The organism is Burkholderia sp. Bp9004 (genome assembly GCF_003858025.1).
Lineage (GTDB): Bacteria > Pseudomonadota > Gammaproteobacteria > Burkholderiales > Burkholderiaceae > Burkholderia > Burkholderia diffusa.
Genome location: NZ_QTQD01000009.1, coordinates 116,160 through 135,755, shown reverse-complemented (window position 1 = coordinate 135,755; position 19,596 = coordinate 116,160). Strand labels below are relative to the sequence as shown.

Annotated in this window: 20 protein-coding genes and 4 tRNA genes; 16 read left to right on the top strand and 8 right to left on the bottom strand. The window is 66.1% G+C overall.

Annotated features, from left to right (window positions below):
• The first annotated feature begins 5 nt into the window (after positions 1-5).
• The 7 genes from lepB (at position 6) to nagZ (ending at position 6,425) form a co-directional block, all read left to right on the top strand.
• The gene (gene lepB / locus DIE08_RS13055) at positions 6-899 is read left to right on the top strand and encodes a signal peptidase I (protein ID WP_059678698.1); all 894 of its coding nucleotides are present in this window, start codon (positions 6-8) and stop codon (positions 897-899) included.
• Positions 900-1,052: 153 nt separating this feature from the next.
• A complete protein-coding gene (rnc, locus tag DIE08_RS13050) occupies positions 1,053-2,312 on the top strand; it encodes a ribonuclease III (protein WP_124902109.1) in 1,260 nt (419 codons plus the stop codon).
• Between the two features lie 60 nt (positions 2,313-2,372).
• A complete protein-coding gene (era, locus tag DIE08_RS13045) occupies positions 2,373-3,272 on the top strand; it encodes a GTPase Era (RefSeq protein WP_059607060.1) in 900 nt (299 codons plus the stop codon).
• On the top strand, positions 3,259-4,098 hold the full coding sequence (recO, locus tag DIE08_RS13040) for a DNA repair protein RecO (RefSeq protein ID WP_014897645.1): 840 nt from the start codon (positions 3,259-3,261) through the stop codon (positions 4,096-4,098). Before era ends, recO begins: the two co-directional genes overlap by 14 nt.
• Positions 4,095-4,871: a pyridoxine 5'-phosphate synthase gene (gene pdxJ / locus DIE08_RS13035; protein WP_059607063.1), complete on the top strand. Its 777-nt coding sequence runs from the start codon at positions 4,095-4,097 to the stop codon at positions 4,869-4,871. Before recO ends, pdxJ begins: the two co-directional genes overlap by 4 nt.
• Before the next feature lie 69 nt (positions 4,872-4,940).
• Entirely contained in the window at positions 4,941-5,381 is a 441-nt protein-coding gene (gene acpS, locus DIE08_RS13030) for a holo-ACP synthase (RefSeq protein WP_124902108.1), read from the top strand.
• 15 nt (positions 5,382-5,396) lie between these two features.
• A complete protein-coding gene (gene nagZ, locus DIE08_RS13025; protein WP_124902107.1) occupies positions 5,397-6,425 on the top strand; it encodes a beta-N-acetylhexosaminidase in 1,029 nt (342 codons plus the stop codon).
• A 166-nt stretch (positions 6,426-6,591) separates the two neighbouring features.
• Here nagZ and DIE08_RS13020 read toward each other — a convergent pair whose 3' ends face one another.
• The 3 genes from DIE08_RS13020 to earP form a co-directional block, all read right to left on the bottom strand.
• Complete coding sequence (locus DIE08_RS13020) at positions 6,592-7,977, bottom strand: sigma-54 dependent transcriptional regulator (protein ID WP_124902106.1); 1,386 nt, start codon at positions 7,975-7,977, stop codon at positions 6,592-6,594.
• A gap of 271 nt (positions 7,978-8,248) precedes the next feature.
• Positions 8,249-8,806 carry an elongation factor P gene (efp, locus tag DIE08_RS13015; RefSeq protein ID WP_059607070.1) on the bottom strand — a complete coding sequence of 186 codons (558 nt, stop codon included), beginning with the start codon at positions 8,804-8,806 and terminating at the stop codon, positions 8,249-8,251.
• Positions 8,807-8,946: 140 nt separating this feature from the next.
• Positions 8,947-10,134, bottom strand: a complete 1,188-nt coding sequence (gene earP, locus DIE08_RS13010) for an elongation factor P maturation arginine rhamnosyltransferase EarP (protein ID WP_124902105.1) — start codon at positions 10,132-10,134, stop codon at positions 8,947-8,949.
• A gap of 76 nt (positions 10,135-10,210) precedes the next feature.
• Here earP and uvrC point away from each other — a divergent pair, with 76 nt between their 5' ends.
• The 6 genes from uvrC to DIE08_RS12980 all read left to right on the top strand — a co-directional run bounded on the left by uvrC (position 10,211) and on the right by DIE08_RS12980 (position 13,577).
• Complete coding sequence (gene uvrC / locus DIE08_RS13005; protein ID WP_124902104.1) at positions 10,211-12,241, top strand: excinuclease ABC subunit UvrC; 2,031 nt, start codon at positions 10,211-10,213, stop codon at positions 12,239-12,241.
• A gap of 99 nt (positions 12,242-12,340) precedes the next feature.
• Positions 12,341-12,928 carry a CDP-diacylglycerol--glycerol-3-phosphate 3-phosphatidyltransferase gene (gene pgsA, locus DIE08_RS13000; RefSeq protein ID WP_006757520.1) on the top strand — a complete coding sequence of 196 codons (588 nt, stop codon included), beginning with the start codon at positions 12,341-12,343 and terminating at the stop codon, positions 12,926-12,928.
• 144 nt (positions 12,929-13,072) lie between these two features.
• Positions 13,073-13,148: transfer RNA gene (locus DIE08_RS12995), tRNA-Gly, on the top strand.
• A 51-nt stretch (positions 13,149-13,199) separates the two neighbouring features.
• A tRNA-Gly gene (locus DIE08_RS12990) sits at positions 13,200-13,275 on the top strand.
• A 51-nt stretch (positions 13,276-13,326) separates the two neighbouring features.
• Positions 13,327-13,402, top strand: a tRNA-Gly gene (locus tag DIE08_RS12985).
• Positions 13,403-13,503: 101 nt separating this feature from the next.
• Positions 13,504-13,577, top strand: a tRNA-Cys gene (locus DIE08_RS12980).
• Between the two features lie 64 nt (positions 13,578-13,641).
• Here the strand turns inward: DIE08_RS12980 and DIE08_RS12975 are convergent.
• The 3 genes from DIE08_RS12975 to DIE08_RS12965 all read right to left on the bottom strand — a co-directional run bounded on the left by DIE08_RS12975 (position 13,642) and on the right by DIE08_RS12965 (position 15,616).
• The gene (locus DIE08_RS12975) at positions 13,642-14,130 is read right to left on the bottom strand and encodes a hypothetical protein (RefSeq protein ID WP_124902103.1); all 489 of its coding nucleotides are present in this window, start codon (positions 14,128-14,130) and stop codon (positions 13,642-13,644) included.
• A gap of 281 nt (positions 14,131-14,411) precedes the next feature.
• Positions 14,412-14,960 carry a GNAT family N-acetyltransferase gene (locus DIE08_RS12970; RefSeq protein WP_124902102.1) on the bottom strand — a complete coding sequence of 183 codons (549 nt, stop codon included), beginning with the start codon at positions 14,958-14,960 and terminating at the stop codon, positions 14,412-14,414.
• Positions 14,957-15,616 carry a helix-turn-helix domain-containing protein gene (locus tag DIE08_RS12965; protein ID WP_059678707.1) on the bottom strand — a complete coding sequence of 220 codons (660 nt, stop codon included), beginning with the start codon at positions 15,614-15,616 and terminating at the stop codon, positions 14,957-14,959. The genes DIE08_RS12970 and DIE08_RS12965 overlap by 4 nt, the downstream gene beginning before the upstream one ends.
• Positions 15,617-15,765: 149 nt before the next feature.
• On the opposite strand from DIE08_RS12965, the gene DIE08_RS12960 reads away from it, so the two are divergent.
• Both DIE08_RS12960 and map read left to right on the top strand, forming a co-directional pair.
• Positions 15,766-16,002: a ParD-like family protein gene (locus tag DIE08_RS12960; RefSeq protein ID WP_059523699.1), complete on the top strand. Its 237-nt coding sequence runs from the start codon at positions 15,766-15,768 to the stop codon at positions 16,000-16,002.
• Positions 16,002-16,808, top strand: a complete 807-nt coding sequence (gene map, locus DIE08_RS12955; protein WP_124902101.1) for a type I methionyl aminopeptidase — start codon at positions 16,002-16,004, stop codon at positions 16,806-16,808. The genes DIE08_RS12960 and map overlap by 1 nt, the downstream gene beginning before the upstream one ends.
• 150 nt (positions 16,809-16,958) lie before the next feature.
• On the opposite strand, the gene DIE08_RS12950 is transcribed toward map, so the two are convergent.
• Both DIE08_RS12950 and DIE08_RS12945 read right to left on the bottom strand, forming a co-directional pair.
• Positions 16,959-17,462, bottom strand: a complete 504-nt coding sequence (locus DIE08_RS12950) for a GAF domain-containing protein (RefSeq protein ID WP_124623302.1) — start codon at positions 17,460-17,462, stop codon at positions 16,959-16,961.
• Between the two features lie 133 nt (positions 17,463-17,595).
• Positions 17,596-18,513 carry a LysR family transcriptional regulator gene (locus DIE08_RS12945; protein WP_059607090.1) on the bottom strand — a complete coding sequence of 306 codons (918 nt, stop codon included), beginning with the start codon at positions 18,511-18,513 and terminating at the stop codon, positions 17,596-17,598.
• Between the two features lie 110 nt (positions 18,514-18,623).
• Between DIE08_RS12945 and DIE08_RS12940 the strand changes: the two genes are divergently transcribed.
• Complete coding sequence (locus DIE08_RS12940; RefSeq protein ID WP_124902100.1) at positions 18,624-19,490, top strand: pirin family protein; 867 nt, start codon at positions 18,624-18,626, stop codon at positions 19,488-19,490.
• Positions 19,491-19,596 lie beyond the last annotated feature (106 nt).

The window sequence follows — 19,596 nt, the reverse complement described above, 5'->3', positions numbered from 1 at the left end:
CTTTTATGAATTTTGCGCTGATTCTTTTTGTGCTCGTCGTCGTGACGGGCGTAGCGTGGGTGTTGGACAAACTGGTGTTCCTGCCGCGGCGACGCAAGGCGGCCGATGCGGCGATCGAGGAGTTCGATCGCCAGCAGTCGCGCATCGACAAGCGTTTCGCGGACGAAAACGCGGGGCAGACGCGTTCGAAGCTGCGCGACGAAAAGCTGCGCCAGCCGTGGTGGCTCGAGTACACCGCGAGCTTCTTCCCGGTGATCCTGGCCGTATTCGTCGTGCGTTCGTTCGTCGTCGAGCCGTTCAAGATCCCGTCGGGCTCGATGGTGCCGACGCTGCTGGTCGGCGACTTCATCCTCGTCAACAAGTTCGAATACGGCCTGCGCATGCCGATCACGAACACGAAGATCACGCAGGGCAGCCCGCTGTCGCGCGGCGACGTCGTCGTGTTCCGTTATCCGAAGGACGAGTCGGTCGACTACATCAAGCGCGTGATCGGCCTGCCGGGCGACACGGTCGCTTACCAGGACAAGCAACTGACGATCAACGGCCAGCCGGTGCCCGAAACGCCGTTGCCGGATTTCTTCGACGACGAGCGCCAGAACTACGCAAAGCAGTTCGAGGAAACGATCGGCAACAAGAAGAACGCGATCCTCAACAACCCGGCCGTGCCGCCGTTCGTGATGGGCGCCTACGATTATCCGTATCGCGACAACTGCACGTACAACAGCCGCGGCGTGATCTGCAAGGTGCCGCCGGGCCACTACTTCATGATGGGCGACAACCGCGACAACAGCGCCGACAGCCGCTACTGGGGTTTCGTGCCGGACAACAACATCGTCGGCCGCGCGTTCTTCATCTGGATGAACTTCGGCGACCTGAAGCGCATCGGTTCCTTCAACTGATCGCGTTCGACTCGCACGCAATACGCGACGCACGGGCCGCGTCGCGTATTGCCGAACTACTTTAAGAACCGGCGGTAACACCGCCTCGTCACGCCTTTTCGCGTCCGGCCGTGCCGTTTCGGCCCGACCGGCGCCCGCGTTATACTCCTGCACATGCCCCTATCCCAGTTGGAAAGCCGGCTGCGCTACGAATTCCGCAATGCGGAATTATTGCGCCAGGCTTTGACCCATCGCAGTCACAGTGCCACGCACAATGAACGGCTCGAGTTTCTCGGCGATTCCGTTCTGAATTGCGCGGTGGCCGCCCTTTTGTTCCAGCGTTTCAGCAAGCTGGACGAAGGCGACCTGTCGCGCGTGCGCGCCAACCTCGTCAAGCAGCAGTCGCTCTACGAAATCGCTCAGGCCCTGAATATTTCGGAAGGGCTGCGGCTGGGCGAGGGCGAATTGCGCAGCGGCGGCTTCCGTCGCCCGTCGATCCTCGCGGACGCGTTCGAAGCCATCATCGGGGCGGTATTCCTCGATGGCGGCTTCGAAGCCGCCCAGGGGGTCATCAAGCGCCTCTATATCCCGATTCTCGACCACATCGATCCGCGCACGCTCGGCAAGGATGCGAAGACGCTGCTGCAGGAGTACCTGCAGGGGCACAAGATCGCGCTACCGACCTATACGGTCGTCGCGACTCATGGTGCGGCGCACAATCAGCAGTTCGAGGTCGAGTGCACGGTGCCGAAGCTCGACGTGAAGGTGTCAGGCTCCGGCGCGAGCCGGCGGGCGGCCGAGCAGGCTGCCGCGAAGAAGGCGCTCGACGAGGTGCTGGCGGCCGCGCCGATGCTGGCCGCGAAGCCGAAGCGTTCGAAGAACGCACGCGGGTCGAAGCACGTCGAGCCTGAAATCGTGCCGGGCGTGAAGGGCGTGCAGGAAGCACTCGACCTGCGTTCGCCGGAACGAAAGGAGCGTGCGACGACGCGCGACGCGAAGGCGCCTGCTGCCGGGTCGGCAGCGACCGACGCCGGCGCACACACGACCGAGCGGCCGACGCAGGCGCCGATGGCCGCGATTCGCGCGGCGCATGTGGAAACGGCCACGGACAAGGCCGACCGGCCCCCGAAGCCGATGGCCGACAAGCCGGCCGACAAGGCGTCTGAGAAGCCGTCGGATCGCAACGAAGCCGGCTCGCGCGCGGCGGACCGCGCGACGGACAAGCACGCGGAAGCCGCCCCCCGTGCAGCCGACAAGCAGGCGGGCCAAGCGGCCGATCCGGCCGCGTCCACCGACAAGCCCGCTGCCGGTTCAGACGCCGCTTCGCGTGCAACGTCGCGCGCCCGCGACGCCGCGGCGCCCGGCACCGAGACGCCGCAGGGTGGCGCAAGCCTCGCTGCCGCGCAGGCGCGCGTGGCCGATGCCGACCACTGAATTGCCCCTCGATCGTGCCGCGCGCCGCGCGGCCGTTTCCGAACCTGTCTCCCAAACGATATGAACACTCCCGCTCCTACCGGTTTCCGTTGCGGCATGATCGCGATCGTGGGCCGCCCGAACGTCGGCAAGTCGACGTTGATGAACGCACTCGTCGGCCAGAAGATCAGCATCACGTCGCGCAAGGCGCAAACGACCCGCCATCGCATCACCGGCATCAACACGTTCGACGACGCGCAATTCGTGTTCGTCGATACGCCGGGCTTTCAGACTCGTCACAGCACCGCGCTGAACCGCTCGCTGAACCGCGCGGTCACGTCGACGCTCACGTCGGTCGACGTGATCCTGTTCGTGATCGAGGCCGGCCGCTTCGGGCCCGACGACCAGAAGGTGCTCGACCTGATCCCGCCCGGCATGCCGACGCTGCTGATCGCGAACAAGATCGATCGTGTGTCCGACAAGGCGACGCTGTTCCCGTTCATGCAACAGATGAGCGGGCTGCGCGAATTCACCGAACTCGTGCCGCTGTCGGCACAGCGGCCGGAAGACATCAAGCGCCTGCTGGACACCATCAAGCCGTACCTGCCGGAAGGCGAGCCGATCTATGGCGAGGACGAACTGACCGACCGCAGTTCGCGCTTCCTTGCGGCCGAAATCCTGCGCGAGAAGGTGTTCCGCTGGACCGGCGACGAACTGCCCTACACGAGCACCGTGCTGATCGACAAGTTCGAGGAGGAAGGGCGCCTGAAGCGTATCTTCGCGACGATCCTCGTCGAGCGCGATTCGCACAAGGCGATGGTGATCGGCAAAAAGGGCGAGAAGCTCAAGCAGATCAGCACCGAGGCGCGGATGGACATGGAGAAGCTGTTCGACGGCCCCGTGTATCTCGAGACCTTCGTGAAGGTGAAGAGCGGGTGGGCTGACAACGAGGCGGGGCTGCGCGCCTATGGGTACGAATGACGCGCTGACGTCGACCGAAGACGCGGTGACCGCCGGCGCGAACGACGCGCCGTTGCCGGCACCGCCCGAACCGCCGCGTCGCAAGGCGCGGCGCGCGACGTCTCGCACGTCCGATTTCCGCGTCGCCGAGCAGCCGGCGTTCGTGCTGCACAGCTATCCGTATCGGGAAACGAGCCTGATCATCGACGTGCTCACGCGCGATCACGGCCGCCTCGCGCTCGTCGCGAAGGGCGCGAAGCGCCCGCACTCCGCGCTGCGCGGCGTGCTGCAGACGTTCCAGCCGCTACTGCTGTCCTGGTCGGGCAAATCCGAAGTACGCACGCTGACGGGTGCCGAGTGGGTCGGCGGGATGCTCCCGCTCGGCGGCGACGGGTTGCTGTGCGGCTTCTACGCGAACGAGCTGCTCGTGAAATTCTGCGCGCGCGAGGATCCGCAGCCGCCGCTCTTCAATCACTACGTGCTGACCCTCACGCGCCTTGCGCACGGCGAGCCTGCGGTGCAGGTGCTGCGTTCGTTCGAGCGCGTGCTGCTGCGCGAGACCGGCTATGCGATGGCGCTGAACCGCACGGTCGCGCGCCGTGCGGTCGAGCCGGATCGCCGCTACGTGTTCGATCCCGAGCGCGGCGTGCGCAATGCGGACGACGACGTACCGTCGCACTGGCCGGTGATTACCGGACAGACGTTGCTCGACATGGAGCAGGACGATTACCATCGAGCCCAGACGGTCGCGCAAAGCAAGACGCTGATGCGCTTCCTGCTGAACACCTATCTCGGCGGTACGCCGCTTGCCACGCGTCAGATCCTGATCGACCTGCAAAACCTATGAGTTTCTTCCTGACAACGCCCACCGCCATCGACCTCGGCGTGAACATCGACCACGTCGCGACGCTGCGCAACGCGCGCGGCACGTCCTATCCCGATCCGATCCGCGCGGCGCTCGCCGCCGAAGAGGCCGGTGCGGACGCGATCACGCTGCATCTGCGCGAGGACCGCCGCCACATCGTCGACGCCGACGTGCGCACGCTGCGCCCTCTGCTGAAGACGCGGATGAACCTCGAGTGCGCGGTGACGGCCGAGATGCTCGACATCGCATGCGAAGTGCGTCCGCACGACGCGTGCCTCGTGCCGGAGAAGCGCGAGGAACTGACGACCGAAGGCGGTCTCGACGTTGCCGGCCGCTTCGAGGCCGTGCGTGCGGCATGCAGGCAGCTCGCCGACGCCGGCGTGCGCGTGTCGCTGTTCATCGATCCGGACGAGACGCAGATCCGTGCCGCGCACGAAGCCGGCGCGCCGGTGGTCGAGCTGCATACCGGCCGCTACGCCGATGCGCACGACGAGGCCGAGCAGCAGCGCGAATACGAGCGCATCGTCGCCGGCGTGCAGGCCGGCGCGCAACTGGGTCTCAAGGTCAACGCCGGCCACGGGCTGCATTACACGAACGTGCAGCAGATCGCCGCGATCGACGGCATCGTCGAACTGAACATCGGCCACGCGATCGTCGCGCACGCGATCTTCGCAGGCTGGGACAACGCGGTGCGCGAGATGAAGGCGATCATGGTCGCCGCACGCGTCGCCGCGCTGCACGGCGGCGCGCGCTGACGATGCGTTGCGTGCGCGCGCGCTTCGCTCGCCGCCCGGCATCGTCCGCGCATCACGGCGGGCGTTGAGATGGCGATCTACGGCATCGGCACCGACATCGTCCAGGTGAGCCGCATCGCGGCCGTGCTCGAGCGCACGGGCGGCCGGTTTGCCGAGAAGGTGCTGGGCCCCGACGAGCTGCGCGTGTTCCAGGCTCGCCGTGCGCGCTCGGAGGCGCGCGGCATCGCGTTTCTCGCGACGCGCTTTTCCGCGAAGGAAGCGTTCTCGAAGGCGATCGGGCTCGGCATGCACTGGCCGATGACGTGGCGTGCGCTGCAGACGCTCAACCAGCGCAGCGGCGAGCCGTACGTAGTCGCTTCGGGCGAGCTGGCCGACTGGCTTGCCGCGCGTGGCATAACGGCGCGCGTGACGGTCAGCGACGAACGCGATTACGCGGTGTCGTTCGTGGTCGCCGAAACGGACGCCGCGCCTGGCACTGCACCTGCACCTGTTTCCCGAACCCCCTCCTGACGGAATTCCGATTCGATGAAAACGACTCCCGGCCCGGTCATGCTCGACGTCGTCGGCACGACCCTGTCGCGCGACGATGCGCGGCGCCTCGCGCATCCGAATACCGGCGGCGTGATCCTGTTCGCGCGGCACTTCCAGAATCGTGCGCAACTGACGGCGCTGACCGACTCGATCCGCGCGGTGCGCGAAGACATCCTGATCGCCGTCGATCACGAAGGCGGCCGCGTGCAGCGGTTCCGCACCGACGGCTTCACGGTGCTGCCCGCGATGCGTTGCCTCGGCGAACTGTGGGACCGCGACGTGCTGCTCGCGACGAAGGTCGCGACCGCCGTCGGCTACATACTGGCCGCCGAGCTGCGCGCATGCGGGATCGACATGAGCTTCACGCCGGTGCTCGATCTCGACTACGGGCACTCGAAGGTGATCGGCGATCGCGCGTTCCATCGCGACCCGCGTGTCGTCACGCTGCTCGCGAAGAGCCTGAACCACGGTTTGTCGCTCGCGGGCATGGCGAACTGCGGCAAGCATTTCCCGGGGCACGGCTTCGCGGAAGCCGATTCGCACGTCGCACTGCCGACCGACGACCGGCCGCTCGACGCGATCCTCAAGCAGGACGTCGCCCCGTACGACTGGCTCGGCCTGTCACTCTCCGCGGTGATCCCCGCGCACGTGATCTACACGCAGGTCGACAAGCGGCCCGCGGGCTTCTCGCGCGTGTGGCTGCAGGACATCCTGCGCGGGCAGATCGGCTTCACGGGCGCGATCTTCAGCGACGACCTGTCGATGGAGGCGGCACGCGAAGGCGGCACGCTCACGCAGGCGGCTGACGCAGCGCTCGCCGCCGGCTGCGACATGGTGCTCGTCTGCAACCAGCCGGACGCGGCCGAGGTCGTGCTGAACGGGCTGAAGGCCCAGGCGTCGGCCGAGTCGGTGCGGCGCATCAAGCGGATGCGGGCGCGCGGCAAGCCGCTCAAGTGGGACAAGCTGATCGCGCAACCCGAGTATCTGCAGGCGCAGGCGCTGCTGAGCAGCGCGCTGGTGTAAGCGGAGAAGGGCGGCGTGATGTCGTCTTTCCCGTTGTCGAAAGCAAAAAGCCGCGCAGAAGCGCGGCTTTTTGCTTTGCCATCGAGGCGGGGCGAGGCGCAAGGCGACATGGACTTGCGCAACTAACCGTCAACTCCCGCCCGCGCCCCGAACAACTGCGGCGCGGTCAGTTGACCTTCATCCGCTGCAACTTGTTGTACAGCGTCTTGGGGCTGATGCCGAGCAGCGTCGCAGCCCGATGGCGCGTGCCGCCGACCGCGTCGAGCGTCGCGCGGATCAGCAGGTCCTCGACGTCGGACAGCGGGGTGCCGACCTTGATCTGCACGCTGCTGCCGTTCAGCGCGCCGCCAGCCGCGAAGCTCGCTTCGCCCGCGCGCAGCGTTTCGATGAAATCGCCGGACGCGTCATAGGCGAAACGCACGCGCTCCTGCAATTCGCGCACGTTGCCGGGCCATTCGTAGGACAGGCATTCGCGCACGAAGCCCGGTGCCGCGCGCTTGTCGGTCGTGCTGCGGCCGTTGGCGCTCGCTTCGCGGTTGAGTTCGTCGATAAGCGCGTCCGCGATGGCGAGCGCATCACCATCGCGCTCGCGCAGCGGCGGCATCGTGATCGACGCCGCATCGAGACGCAGCCACAGATCCTCGCGCAGCGTGCCGTTCGCGACCGCCTCGCGGGCCGGGCGGCGCGTGGTCGCGATCAGCCGGAAGTCGCTCGCGATCGAGCTCGTGCCGCCGATCCGCATGAAGTTCTGCGAGTCGAGCGCATGCAGCAGCGCCTCCTGCAGCACGAGCGGCAGTGCGGTGATCTCGTCGAGGAACAGCGTGCCGCCGCCGGCCTGTTCGAACAGGCCCGATTCGCGCCGCTCGGCGCCGTCGAACGCGCCGCGTTCATGGCCGAACAGCACGCTGTCGAGCGACGCGCCGTGACGCCCGGCATGCGCGATCGTGCGGCAGTCGAACGACACGAACGGCCCCTTGCGGCGCCGGCTCAGTTCGTGCAGCGTGCGCGCGGTCAGCTTCTTGCCCGTGCCGGCTTCGCCGGTGAACAGCACGGCCGTTTCGGTGCCGGCGTTGTGCTCGATCATGTCGTACACGTGCTGCATCGCCTCGCTGCGGCCCACCAGCGCGCCGAAACGGCCCAGGTGGCGCAGCGACGCGCGCAGCGTCCGCACTTCGTCGATCAGTTCGTAGGGACGCGGAATCCGGGCCAGCAGGCTGCGCAGGCGCGGAATGTTGATCGGCTTCAGCAAGTAGTCCCAGATGCCGTGACGCAGGCCTTCGATCGCGCTCTCGACCGTCGCGTTGCCCGTCAGCACGATCACCGGCAGCGAACCGTTCGGCTGCTGCTGCGGCAGATGCTGGAGCAGGTCAAATCCGCTGCCGTCCGGCAGGTTCAGATCGACCAGGACGACATCGGGAATCGAGCGGCCGAGCGCCGTGCGTGCCTCGGCGAGCGACGTGGCCGTGTCGACCGAGAAGCCGTCCGCGGCGAGCAGCGCGGTCAGGCCGGACAGACTGTTGGGATCGTCTTCGACAATCAGGGCGTGTGGCATGGTGGACGCGAGTCGAGTCAAGAGAGGCGGGCTGTCGGCTGTCGAGCCGGCCGCAGCCGCATGTCAGATTAAAAACTGATTTTATGCCCCGCTGAACGCCTGACGTACATTATTTCTTTGTCGCTATAAAACAGTTACCGATGATACAAATTGAATACCTTTAGTGCTGGATTTTGTATTATCGATGGTGCCGACGCACCGGTGCTGTTGGCGGCAGGCAAACAAAAAGCGCCCCGAAGGGCGCTTTGTTCGATCCGGAAATCGCGAGCGATTACGCGCGGCTGCGATATTCGTTCGTGCGCGTATCGATTTCGATCTTGTCGCCGGTACTGCAGAACAGCGGCACTTGCAGTTCGAAGCCCGTCGCGAGCTTGGCGTTCTTCAGTACCTTGCCCGACGACGTGTCGCCCTTGACGGCCGGTTCCGTGTAGGTGATCTCGCGAACCAGGATCGTGGGCAGTTCGACCGAGATCGCCTTCTCGTTGTAGAACACGACTTCGCAAGCCATGCCGTCTTCGAGGTAGTTCAGCGCTTCGCCCATCATTTCCGCTTCGACTTCGTACTGGTTGTAGTCGGCGTCCATGAACACGTACATCGGATCGGCGAAATACGAGTACGTCACTTCCTTGCGGTCGAGCACGACGACGTCGAACTTGTCGTCAGCCTTGTAGACCGATTCCTGGCCTGCGTTCGTCAGCAGGTTCTTCATCTTCATCTTGACGACGGCGGCGTTACGGCCCGACTTGTTGTATTCCGTCTTTGCGATGACCCATGCGTCGCTGCCGATCTGCACGACGTTGCCTACGCGGAGTTCCTGTGCGGTCTTCATAAAAAAACTGTCCTGATCCAATCAAATAAATAGGTGCCTGAGCGTTGCACAACGGCTGACGGCGCAAGCGGGGGGCGTTCCGGTGGGTGCCAAGAGTCCCAAAACGCGAGCGCTTGCGTGGTCAGCCGTCGGATAACCGCTTATTTTAACTGAGATTTTGCGTATTCCGCCAGCTTTCCGGCGAGATCGCCGACGCCCGCCAGCGCGTCGGCCCAGCATGCCGCGTTGGCGTCCAGCGCGGCACGGTGTTGCAGCAAATCGGCCCAATCGGGCGTGCCGCCGCCGTTCCATGCGTGCCAGAAGCGCTCGAGCGCGGCGCGCGGCGCGTCGGCGAGGCCGGCCGACAGGTGCGCGAGCGCGGCGTCGAGCTTCGGCAGGTGCGCGTCGTCGGCCTGCGGGTAGATGTGCCACACGAACGGTTTGCGCGCCCATTGCGCGCGAACGAACGAGTCCTCGCCGCGCACGAAGTTGATGTCGGACACCCACAGCAGCGGGTCATAGTCGGCCTGCGGGACGAACGCGAGCCCGTAAGCGGTCAGGTTGCCGGCGGCCGCGCGCGCGCCGGCGCCGAACGATTCGACCCCGAAGAAACGCGCGACCGCCGGCGATACGCGGCCGGCAGGCACGAGCGCGATGACGGGCGACGGGCCGTCGCGCCACTGCGCGAGCAGCGCATCGACGGCCGGATTTTCATAGGCGAAGAGGCTGACGACGGTCGTACCCGGCGCCGGCGGCGCGTCGCCGGTCGCCTGCCGCCACCAGGCGGCGCGCGCTGCCGTGTCGGCTTCGAAGGCCGTGCGGCGCGCGTCGAGGTCGCGTTCCTTCAGCACGCCGCCCGTGCCGGCCGATAGTCCCGGGAAGAAGAACGTCTTCAGCAGCGGGTACCGCGGATGGGGCGACGGCCGCAGATGGAAATCGGCGACCCAGTCCTCGGCGCTCAGGTATTCGAGATTGATCCACACGGGGCGGCGCGCGCGGCGCGCCATCGCCGCGAGATACGCGCCGGGCAGCTCGCACGCGAACGCCTCGATCACGACGTCGGCGATCTCCAGCGCGTCGCCGGCTTCCGCATGCCAGTGTTCGATCACGATGGCGTCGAGCGTCTGCCGTCCGGCATCGGGATCGACCCCCGGCAGCAGACGCGCGAACGTGTGCAGATCGTCGACGAACAGGCGCACCTGCCAGCCGTGCTCGTGTGCGAGCTGGCGCGCGAGGCGCCAGCACACGCCGATGTCGCCGAAGTTGTCGATCACGGTGCAGAAGAGGTCGCACGCGATCGGTTCGTCGGGTGCGAGCGGCGCAGGGGAGGCGGGGGTGGTGCGGGGCATCGAAGCGGACCGGTGAATGCTCTAAACTGGCGATTCTAATGGACCCGTTCCGCGCCACAAGGCACCCGGATCACGCATGACATCCCCAGAAGCCGCCGACATCCCGTTCGAACCCAAGAAGATCCTCGCGCAGTTGCCGCACATGCCGGGCGTCTACCGCTACTACGACACGGCGGGCGCCGTACTTTACGTAGGCAAGGCGCGCGACCTGAAGAAGCGCGTATCCAGCTATTTCACGAAGACGCAGCTGTCGCCGCGCATCGCGATGATGGTCACGCGCATCGCACGCATCGAGACGACCGTCACGCGCTCGGAGGCGGAAGCGCTGCTGCTCGAGAACAATCTGATCAAGGCGCTCACGCCGCGCTACAACATCCTGTTTCGCGACGACAAGTCGTATCCGTACCTGAAGCTCACCGCGCACCGCTTTCCGCGCATGGCTTACTACCGCGGCTCGGTCGACAAGCAGAACCAGTACTTCGGGCCGTTCCCGAGCGCATGGGCCGTGCGCGAGAGCATCCAGATCCTGCAGCGCGTGTTCCAGCTGCGCACCTGCGAGGATTCGGTCTTCAACAACCGCACGCGGCCATGCCTGCTGCATCAGATCGGGCGCTGCACGGCACCGTGCGTCGGCGCGATTTCCGAGGACGACTACGCGATCGACGTGTCGAATGCCGCGCGGTTTCTGCTCGGTCGGCAGTCGGAAGTGATGAAGGAGCTCGAGCAGAAGATGCACGCGTTCGCGGCCGAGCTGAAGTTCGAGCAGGCGGCCGCCGTGCGCAACCAGATGAGCTCGCTCGCGACGGTGCTGCACCAGCAGGCGATCGAGGTCGGCAGCGACAGCGACGTCGACATCCTGGCGGTCGTCGCGCAGGGCGGGCGCGTGTGCGTGAACCTGGCGATGGTGCGCGGCGGCCGGCATCTCGGCGACAAGGCGTATTTCCCGACGCACGTCGAAAGCGCGCTGACGCTTGCCGAAGGCGGGCTCGGCGACGAAGCCGAGGCGGCGGACGCAGCCGACGAAACCGTCGCGGCATTGCCCGAGGCGCCCGAGGAAGACGCTGCCGCCGCGCGTGACGCGGGGGCGTCGGTGGAGGCCGAGGTGCTCGATGCGTTCATCGCGCAGCACTATCTCGGCAATCGCGTGCCGTCCGTGCTGGTCGTGAGCCACGCGCCCGCGAGCCGCGACCTGCTCGACTTGCTGTCCGAGCAGGCCGGTCACAAGGTCTCGCTGGTGCGGCAGCCACAGGGGCAGCGGCGCGCGTGGCTGTCGATGGCCGAGCAGAACGCGCAGATTGCGCTCGCACGGTTGCTGTCCGAGCAGGGCTCGCAGCAGGCCCGCACGCGCGCGCTCGCGGAGACGCTCAGCTTCGAAGGTGACGATCTCGCCACGCTGCGGATCGAATGTTTCGACATCAGCCACACGATGGGCGAGGCGACGCAGGCGTCGTGCGTCGTATATCACCATCACAAGATGCAATCGGGCGAGTACCGTCGCTACAACATCACCGGGATCACGCCGGGCGACGATTACGCGGCCATGCGGCAGGTGCTGACGCGCCGTTACGAGAAGATGGTCGAGCAGGCCGCGCAGGCGGCGGCCGCCGACGACGCAGCCGGCATCGACGGCGAATCGACGCGCAAGGCCGAGGCATCGAGCCTGCTGCCGAATATCGTGCTGATCGATGGCGGCAAGGGGCAGGTCGAGATTGCGCGACAGGTGTTCACCGAACTCGGGCTCGACACGTCAATGCTGGTCGGCGTCGCGAAGGGCGAAGGGCGCAAGGTCGGCCTCGAGACGCTCGTGTTCGCGGACGGCCGCACGCCGCTCGAACTCGGCAAGGAGAGTGCCGCGCTGATGCTCGTCGCGCAGATCCGCGACGAGGCGCATCGTTTTGCGATCACCGGAATGCGCGCGAAGCGGGCGAAGGCGCGCCAGACCTCGCGGCTCGAGGAGCTCGAAGGGATCGGCGCGAAACGCCGGCAGCGACTGCTCGCGCGGTTCGGCGGGCTGCGCGGCGTGGTCGCCGCGAGCGTCGAGGAACTGGCGAGCGTCGAAGGTATCTCGCACGCACTCGCCGAGCAGATCTACAAACAGCTTCACTGAAGCGGCCGTGCGGCCGGCGGCTCCTGCGCGCGATCTCGCGTTCTTGTGGCAGGCCGGTCGACACGGCACAATTGCAAATCCTTTACTGACCCGCCTGCCATGCCGTTCAATTTCCCGATTTTCCTGACGTGGGTACGGATCGTGCTGATCCCGCTCGTCGTCGGCGTGTTCTATCTGCCGGACACGGTGATGGGTGGCGCGCACCGCAACCTCGCGGCGGCGGCGATCTTCATTCTCGCCGCGCTGACCGACTGGTTCGACGGGTTTCTCGCCCGCAAGTGGAACCAGACGTCGTCGTTCGGCGCGTTCCTCGATCCGGTTGCTGACAAGCTGATGGTGACCGCCGCGCTGCTGATCCTCGTGCAGATTTCGCGGGTCGATGCGGCGATCGCGCTCGTGATCGTCGGCCGCGAGATCGCGATCTCGGCGCTACGCGAATGGATGGCACAGATCGGCGCGTCGAAGAGCGTCGCGGTCAACCAGCTCGGCAAGTTCAAGACCGCGTGCCAGATGGTCGCGATCCCGATGCTGCTGTACTACGGCCCGCTGCCGCTCGGCATCGCGACGATCGACACGCGCGTGTGGGGCGAGTGGCTGATGTACCTCGCGGCGGTGCTGACGATCTGGTCGATGCTGTACTACATGAAGCTTGCATGGCCGCAGATTCGCGAGCGCGGCGGCGCGTGATCGGCCCCACATGGTCGATTGCGCAGGTTTTTGGAAAAAGGGCTGGAAAAGCCCTTGACACACGAATGTGCCTTCGACATAATCTCGCTTCTCCGCTGCACGACGAAGTAAGTGTGTGACGGGGAAGCAGTAGCGTATCAATACGCGGGAGTAGCTCAGTTGGTAGAGCGCAACCTTGCCAAGGTTGAGGTCGCGAGTTCGAGACTCGTCTCCCGCTCCAGATTTTTCTGGCAGCGTGTTGAATGGCAAAGCGCTGCAGGTGCAGGACAATGCGGGAGTAGCTCAGTTGGTAGAGCGCAACCTTGCCAAGGTTGAGGTCGCGAGTTCGAGACTCGTCTCCCGCTCCAGATTTTTCTGGCAGCGTGTTGAATGGCAAAGCGCTGCAGGTGCAGGACAATGCGGGAGTAGCTCAGTTGGTAGAGCGCAACCTTGCCAAGGTTGAGGTCGCGAGTTCGAGACTCGTCTCCCGCTCCAAGTAATGGGGAAGCCACGCTTCCCTTTTTATTTGATGGACTGATGGTCCTCGAATAAAAAATCTGTCGCTTGCCTCCACGGCATCCGGACAGTCCGCTTTTGGCGCGATAGCAAAGCGGTTATGCAGCGGCCTGCAAAGCCGTTTAGGCCGGTTCGACTCCGGCTCGCGCCTCCAGGTAAGAAAAGAAAAAGCCCCGCTTCGGCGGGGCTTTTCTTTTTTCCGCGCCTCATTCGCGCATCTATTCCGCCGGATATGTCAGCGTCACCAACTCGCACTTCGACGTGCTCTTGCCGTCGTAGTCGTAAATCGCGAGCAGATGCTGGCCCTTGCTGTTCAGTATCGGCAGCGTGATCGTCCGCCGATTCGGGTTGCCGCCGCCGGCGGGTTCGTCCGACACCTGTTTACGGATTTCCGATTCGAGGTCCGACGGCGTGTTGATGCCGTTCTCCGGCCCGCGGCTGCGCACCCGGCTGTAGAAATGAAAACCGTTGTCGGTCCAGCCGCGCGGCAGCATGTTGCGCCACTGGTTGTTGGTGACTTCCTTCCACAGCAGATCGGTGTTGCCGCTCAACGCGAACGGCGTCGGACACGCGGCGGCCGCGAAAGCTTGTCCGCAGAAAAGCGGGAGGGCGGCAAGCGACCACGCAATGCGTCGGGCCGCGCGGCGCGCGAGGCCGGCATCGCGTCGCGATCCGGCATGGTGCGACAGGACAGGGGGCGTTTTCATACGGCATTCTCCGGGTGATGGATCGGTACGCGGCCGTGCTGCGACCGCTGGGGAATACCGTATCGCTACCGTTCTCGCAGAAGAATGCGGCGAACGTCACACGTGCGGTCACGGGGCAAAGGGGCGAGGCCGCGGCCCGGGAAGGCCCGGAGGAGGGGCGACAACGCGCTCCTGTGGGGAGGGGGCGATCGCGCGTTGTCGCGGGCGAAGCGATGGGCGTGCTGCGGGCCGTCTATCCCGCCCGCGTCATCATGAGCATGCCGAACATTCGGCGATGCCGGTCAGCCGTCGACCGGCCGTGCCGGCGTGTCGAGCCTCAGCTGATAGAACGCCGCATCGAGCCAGCGGCCGAACTTGAAACCCGCTTCGGTGATCGTGCCCGAGTGCGCGAAGCCGAGCCGCGTATGCAGCGCGACGCTGCCGCTGTTGGTCGCGTCGATGCAGCCGACCAGCAAATGCACGTCAGCTTCGCGCGCACGCCGGATCAACTCGCGCAGCAGCAATTCGCCGAGCCCGCGGCCGCGATGGTCGCGGTGGACGTAGACGCTGTGCTCGACCGTGTACTTGAACGCCGGGAACGCGCGGAACGTGCCCCAGCTCGCGAAGCCGACCAGCGTGCCCGATTCGTCGACCGCGCCGACGACCGGAAACCCGCCGGCGCGCTTCGTCGCGAACCAGGTGACCATCGCTTCCGGTGGGCGAGGCTGGTAGTCGTACAGCGCGGTGGAGTTCAAGATCGCATCGTTCAGGATCTCGAGAATGGCCTCGGCATGCTCGGCCTCGTTGCAATCGATCAGGCGCACGTCGTCGCGCGGTGTCGGGGAATTCATACGGGCTCCTGCGCCTGTCGGCCTTGAACGGATGACACATTCCGCGCGCCGATGGCGGCGGGGGCATCGCAGATCGCGACGACATAGCGCGCGACGTGCGACGACGGGTTGCTGAACACCAGCGGCTGATCGACGCGCATGGCCAGACAGTCGCCTTCGTGTAGTTTGTGAAGCTGATCGCCGAATGTGACGTCGATGCACCCGCGGACGACCCACACCTGTTGATGCAGCGCGCTTTCGCGCCCGCCGGAGTCGTACGCGACGCGCGCGCCGGGCGGGAAATCGACCTCGACGAGCTGGATCGGCGACGGCCATCCGGGCGGCGACAGATTGCGCCGCACGTACCCGGATGCCGGATCGCGCCATTCCGCCTGCTGTGCGCGCCGCACCAGCGGCTGCGCGGGTGCGTCGTCGCGATCGCCGGCGAACAGTCCGGCCAGCGACACGCCCAGACCGGCCGCGAGCTTGTCGAGCACGACGGCCGTCGGGCTCGCCGACGCACGCTCGATGAGCGAAATCATCGAACGGCTGACGCCGGAACGCGCGGCGAGCGCATCCAGCGTGTAGCCTCGCAGCGTGCGCAGGTCGCGCACGCGCCGGGCGATGCGTTCGTTGATGCCGGTGTCGTCAGCGGGGGCAGCGGTTGATTCTTGCATGATGGATTTATTTTCCAGCAAGCTGGAATTTGATGTCAACGGGATTCCTGCTGTCGCGGGATGACGATTCGCCGTCGGTCGCGTGCTTGCCCGACGACCCGGGCGAGCGTAATATACGAAACGGCTATATTTCGTTTAATTAGAGACATATGGGAATCATCAAGATATCCGAGCACATGCACGAACGGCTGCGCTCGACCAGCACTGCGCTGAGCCGTTCGATCAATGCACAGGCGGAGCACTGGCTGCGCGTCGGGATGCTGGCGGAGCTCAATCCGTCACTGTCCTACGGCGATATTTGCCGGATGCTGATCGAGACCGAAGCGCGCGGCGGCGATGCCGGGCCGACAGAGTCGGTCGCCCACGGCATCGAGCAGGTGGCGTGATGGCGAGACGCGAAATCCCGATCCGCGGTGCCGCGGAAATCGCCAGGTCGCGCGAGGCCGCGAAGCTCGCGTCCCAGGTGCTGACGATGATCACCGAGCACGTGAAGCCGGGCGTCACCACCGACGAGCTGGATGCGCGCTGCCGCGAATACATCGTTGACGAGCTTCGCGCGATCCCGGCGAACATCGGCTACCACGGGTATCCGAAAACCCTGTGCACGTCGGTCAATCACGTGGTCTGTCACGGCATTCCGTCGTCGCGGCCGATGCGCGACGGCGACATCGTGAATCTCGACATCGCGGTGATCAAGGACGGCTGGTTCGGCGACACGAGCCGCATGTACTTCGTCGGCGAGCCGGGCGAACTGGCGCGGCGCCTCGTCGCGATGACCTACGAGGCGATGCATGCGGGCATCCGCGCGGTTCGTCCGGGCGCGACGCTCGGTGACGTCGGCTACGCGATCCAGCAGGTCGCACATCGAGAAGGGTTCAGCGTGGTTCGCGAGTATTGCGGGCACGGGATCGGCGACGTATATCACGACGAGCCTCAGGTGCTGCACTACGGCCGCCCGGGTACCGGCGTGCCGCTGCGGCCGGGGATGATCTTCACGATCGAGCCGATGCTGAACGCGGGCAAGCGCGATACGCGCGTGCTGGCCGACGGCTGGACGGTCGTCACCAAGGACCATTCGCTATCCGCCCAATGGGAGCACATGGTCGTCGTGACGGAGCAGGGCTTCGAGATCCTGTCGGACGACGTGAAGCCGCCGGCGTTCGCGGCGCTGTCCGGCACGCACGCGGCCTGACGCGCGGCGTGCCGCACGCAGCGGCGCAATGAAAAAGGGCCCCGTCACGGGGCCCTTTTGATTTGGAGTCGCGCGGCGCGATCAGCAGATGATCGTCTCCACCGCCGCGACCCGCAGCGCCACGCGGCTCAACCGGGGCTCAACCGGGGCTCAACCGCGCGCCTTCTGCCATGCGTGCTCGACGAATACGCGGCACAGCGCTTCCATTCCGTTGCGGTCCTCGTCATCGAAACGTGCGGCAACGGGGCTGTCGACGTCCCACACGCCGATCAGCGTGCCGTCGGCGGCCACCAGCGGCACGACGATTTCCGATTCCGAGGCGGCATCGCAGGCGATATGGCCGGGGAATTCGTGCACATCGCGCACGACCTGCGTCTCGCGGGTCTGCGCGGCCGTGCCGCACACGCCCTTGCCGAGCGCGATCCGCACGCACGCGGGCTTGCCCTGGAACGGGCCGACCACGAGTTCCGTCCCGTCGAAGAAATAGAAGCCGGCCCAGTTCAGGCGGTCGAGCGAGTGATAGACGAGCGCGGAGAAGTTCGCGGCGTTCGCGGTCAGGTCGCGTTCCGTTTCGACGAGCGCGCGTGCCTGTTCGACGAGCGTCGCATAGAGTTCGGCCTTGGAGGCGTGAGGGGCGGTGGACAGCGTGAACATGGCTGAAATGCGAAAAGGGTTGTGGGCAGCGGGATTGTGAAAAGCGCGATGCGCGTCCCGCAGTCTACGGCACGCGCGGCTCGTTTGCAGCGCGTGGTTCGCGGGCGCCCTGGTGAACGCGCAGCGCCGTCGTTCAATCAGGTTCGAGCTCGGCGAACCGCTCGGCCAGGAAATCGAGCAGCGCGCGCACCGCGGGCAGCAGCCCGCGCCGCGACGCGAACACCGCGTGCACGATTTCGCGCCGCGGTGCCCAGTCCGGCAGCACGGTCGCCAGTTCGCCGCGCGCGACTTCGTCGCGCACCATCATCGTCGGCAACTGCACGATGCCGACGCCGGCGACGGCCGCCGCACGCAGTGCGAGCATGCCGCCCGTCACGAGCCGCGGCTGGTGATGGATTTCCGCCTGCGCGCCGTCGGGGCCGCGCAGCCGCCATACGTGCGCGGCCTGCGGCACGCCGTGATCGAGGCTCGGCAAGCGGGTCAGGTCTGCGGGGACGGCCGGCACGCCGCGCTCGCGCAGCAACGCGGGGCTCGCGACGAGACACTGCCCGCGCTCGGCCAGCACGCGCAATGCGAGATCGCTGTCCTCGAGCGGCGGCGGGCGCACGCGAATCGCGACGTCGATCCCTTCGCCGACGACGTCGACGCGCCGGTTGGTCGCTTCGAGATGAATCTCGACGCGCGGGCACGTGACCATGAACGCAGCGATCATCGCGCCGACCAGCGAATCGAGCAGCACGACCGGGCAACTGACCCGCACGATGCCGCGCGGCTCCTCGTGCAGCAGCGCGATCGCCTCGTCGGCGGCGTCCGCTTCGACGAGCATCGCGCGACAATGCGCGTAATAGGTCTGACCGACGTCGGTGACAGTGAAGCGGCGTGTCGAGCGCTGGATCAGCCGCATTCCGAGCCGCGCTTCAAGCAGCGCGATGCGGCGGCTCAGCTTCGATTTCGGCATGTTCAGCGCGCGTCCGGCCGGTGCGAAGCCACCGTGCTCGACCACCTGTACGAAGTAATAGAGATCGTTCAGATCCCGTTCGTTATCGTTCATCAAATAGAACGCTGAGTGCGATTTTGGCAGTCTACCGCATCGATCGTCCCACCTCTATATTCCTTCTCAGGATGCGAAACACGTGTTTCGCCGCAATTCGGAGAAGGCAAATGAAGAAGATCCAGGGTGTGTACAGTGCGCCGCGCGGTCATTGGGTCGGCGACGGTTTCCCGGTGCGTTCGATGTTCAGCTATCAGTCTCACGGCGCACATCTGAGCCCGTTCCTGCTGCTCGACTACGCCGGTCCTGCGAACTTCGAGCCGGCTTCGGCGCCGCGCGGGGTGGGGCAGCATCCGCACCGCGGGTTCGAAACGGTGACGATCGTCTATGACGGCGAAGTCGCACACCGCGACTCGACCGGCGCGGGCGGCGTGATCGGCCCGGGCGACGTGCAGTGGATGACGGCGGCGAGCGGGATCCTGCACGAGGAATTTCACTCGGAAGCGTTCACGAAGCGTGGCGGCCCGCTTGAGATGGTGCAGCTGTGGGTGAACCTGCCCGCCGCCGACAAGATGGGTGCGCCCGGTTATCAGACGCTTCTGAACGCGGACATCCCGGTGGTCGAATTGCCGGACGGCGCAGGTCGCGCGCGGATCATCGCGGGCGAGTTCGACGGGCGGCGCGGCCCGGCCCGTACGCACACGCCGATCGATGTGTGGGACGTGCGGCTTGCAGCAGGCGGCCGTGCTCGGTTCCCGATCGCCGAAGGGCGGACGCTCGCGGTGGTCGTGCTGAGCGGGACATTGCTGGTGAACGGCGAGACGGTCGCCCGCGAAGCGCAGTTCGTGCAACTGAGCCGCGACGGCCGCGACGTCGAGATCGAAGCGAACGGCGATGCCAAGCTGCTGATTCTGAGCGGCGAGCCGATCGATGAGCCGGTCGTCGGTTACGGGCCGTTCGTGATGAACTCGCAAGAGGAAATCCGGACCGCGATCGACGATTTCAACAGCGGCCGCTTCGGCCAGATGCCGGTGTGACGGACAGGCCCCGCGCAATGCGGGGCTTTTTTTCATGCGCGGCGCGGCGGCACGCGTGCCGCGTGCGCTTCGAGGCATAATCATCGGTTGCTGCGCGCCGGCCGGC

Bases quoted from the DNA above. Each gene is read 5' to 3' on its own strand.
- lepB (WP_059678698.1), top strand. From the start codon at position 6: ATGAATTTTGCGCTGATTCTTTTTGTGCTCGTCGTCGTGACGGGCGTA.
- rnc (WP_124902109.1), top strand. From the start codon at position 1,053: ATGCCCCTATCCCAGTTGGAAAGCCGGCTGCGCTACGAATTCCGCAAT.
- era (WP_059607060.1), top strand. From the start codon at position 2,373: ATGAACACTCCCGCTCCTACCGGTTTCCGTTGCGGCATGATCGCGATC.
- recO (WP_014897645.1), top strand. From the start codon at position 3,259: ATGGGTACGAATGACGCGCTGACGTCGACCGAAGACGCGGTGACCGCC.
- pdxJ (WP_059607063.1), top strand. From the start codon at position 4,095: ATGAGTTTCTTCCTGACAACGCCCACCGCCATCGACCTCGGCGTGAAC.
- acpS (WP_124902108.1), top strand. From the start codon at position 4,941: ATGGCGATCTACGGCATCGGCACCGACATCGTCCAGGTGAGCCGCATC.
- nagZ (WP_124902107.1), top strand. From the start codon at position 5,397: ATGAAAACGACTCCCGGCCCGGTCATGCTCGACGTCGTCGGCACGACC.
- DIE08_RS13020 (WP_124902106.1), bottom strand. From the start codon at position 7,977: ATGCCACACGCCCTGATTGTCGAAGACGATCCCAACAGTCTGTCCGGC.
- efp (WP_059607070.1), bottom strand. From the start codon at position 8,806: ATGAAGACCGCACAGGAACTCCGCGTAGGCAACGTCGTGCAGATCGGC.
- earP (WP_124902105.1), bottom strand. From the start codon at position 10,134: ATGCCCCGCACCACCCCCGCCTCCCCTGCGCCGCTCGCACCCGACGAA.
- uvrC (WP_124902104.1), top strand. From the start codon at position 10,211: ATGACATCCCCAGAAGCCGCCGACATCCCGTTCGAACCCAAGAAGATC.
- pgsA (WP_006757520.1), top strand. From the start codon at position 12,341: ATGCCGTTCAATTTCCCGATTTTCCTGACGTGGGTACGGATCGTGCTG.
- DIE08_RS12975 (WP_124902103.1), bottom strand. From the start codon at position 14,130: ATGAAAACGCCCCCTGTCCTGTCGCACCATGCCGGATCGCGACGCGAT.
- DIE08_RS12970 (WP_124902102.1), bottom strand. From the start codon at position 14,960: ATGAATTCCCCGACACCGCGCGACGACGTGCGCCTGATCGATTGCAAC.
- DIE08_RS12965 (WP_059678707.1), bottom strand. From the start codon at position 15,616: ATGCAAGAATCAACCGCTGCCCCCGCTGACGACACCGGCATCAACGAA.
- DIE08_RS12960 (WP_059523699.1), top strand. From the start codon at position 15,766: ATGGGAATCATCAAGATATCCGAGCACATGCACGAACGGCTGCGCTCG.
- map (WP_124902101.1), top strand. From the start codon at position 16,002: ATGGCGAGACGCGAAATCCCGATCCGCGGTGCCGCGGAAATCGCCAGG.
- DIE08_RS12950 (WP_124623302.1), bottom strand. From the start codon at position 17,462: ATGTTCACGCTGTCCACCGCCCCTCACGCCTCCAAGGCCGAACTCTAT.
- DIE08_RS12945 (WP_059607090.1), bottom strand. From the start codon at position 18,513: ATGAACGATAACGAACGGGATCTGAACGATCTCTATTACTTCGTACAG.
- DIE08_RS12940 (WP_124902100.1), top strand. From the start codon at position 18,624: ATGAAGAAGATCCAGGGTGTGTACAGTGCGCCGCGCGGTCATTGGGTC.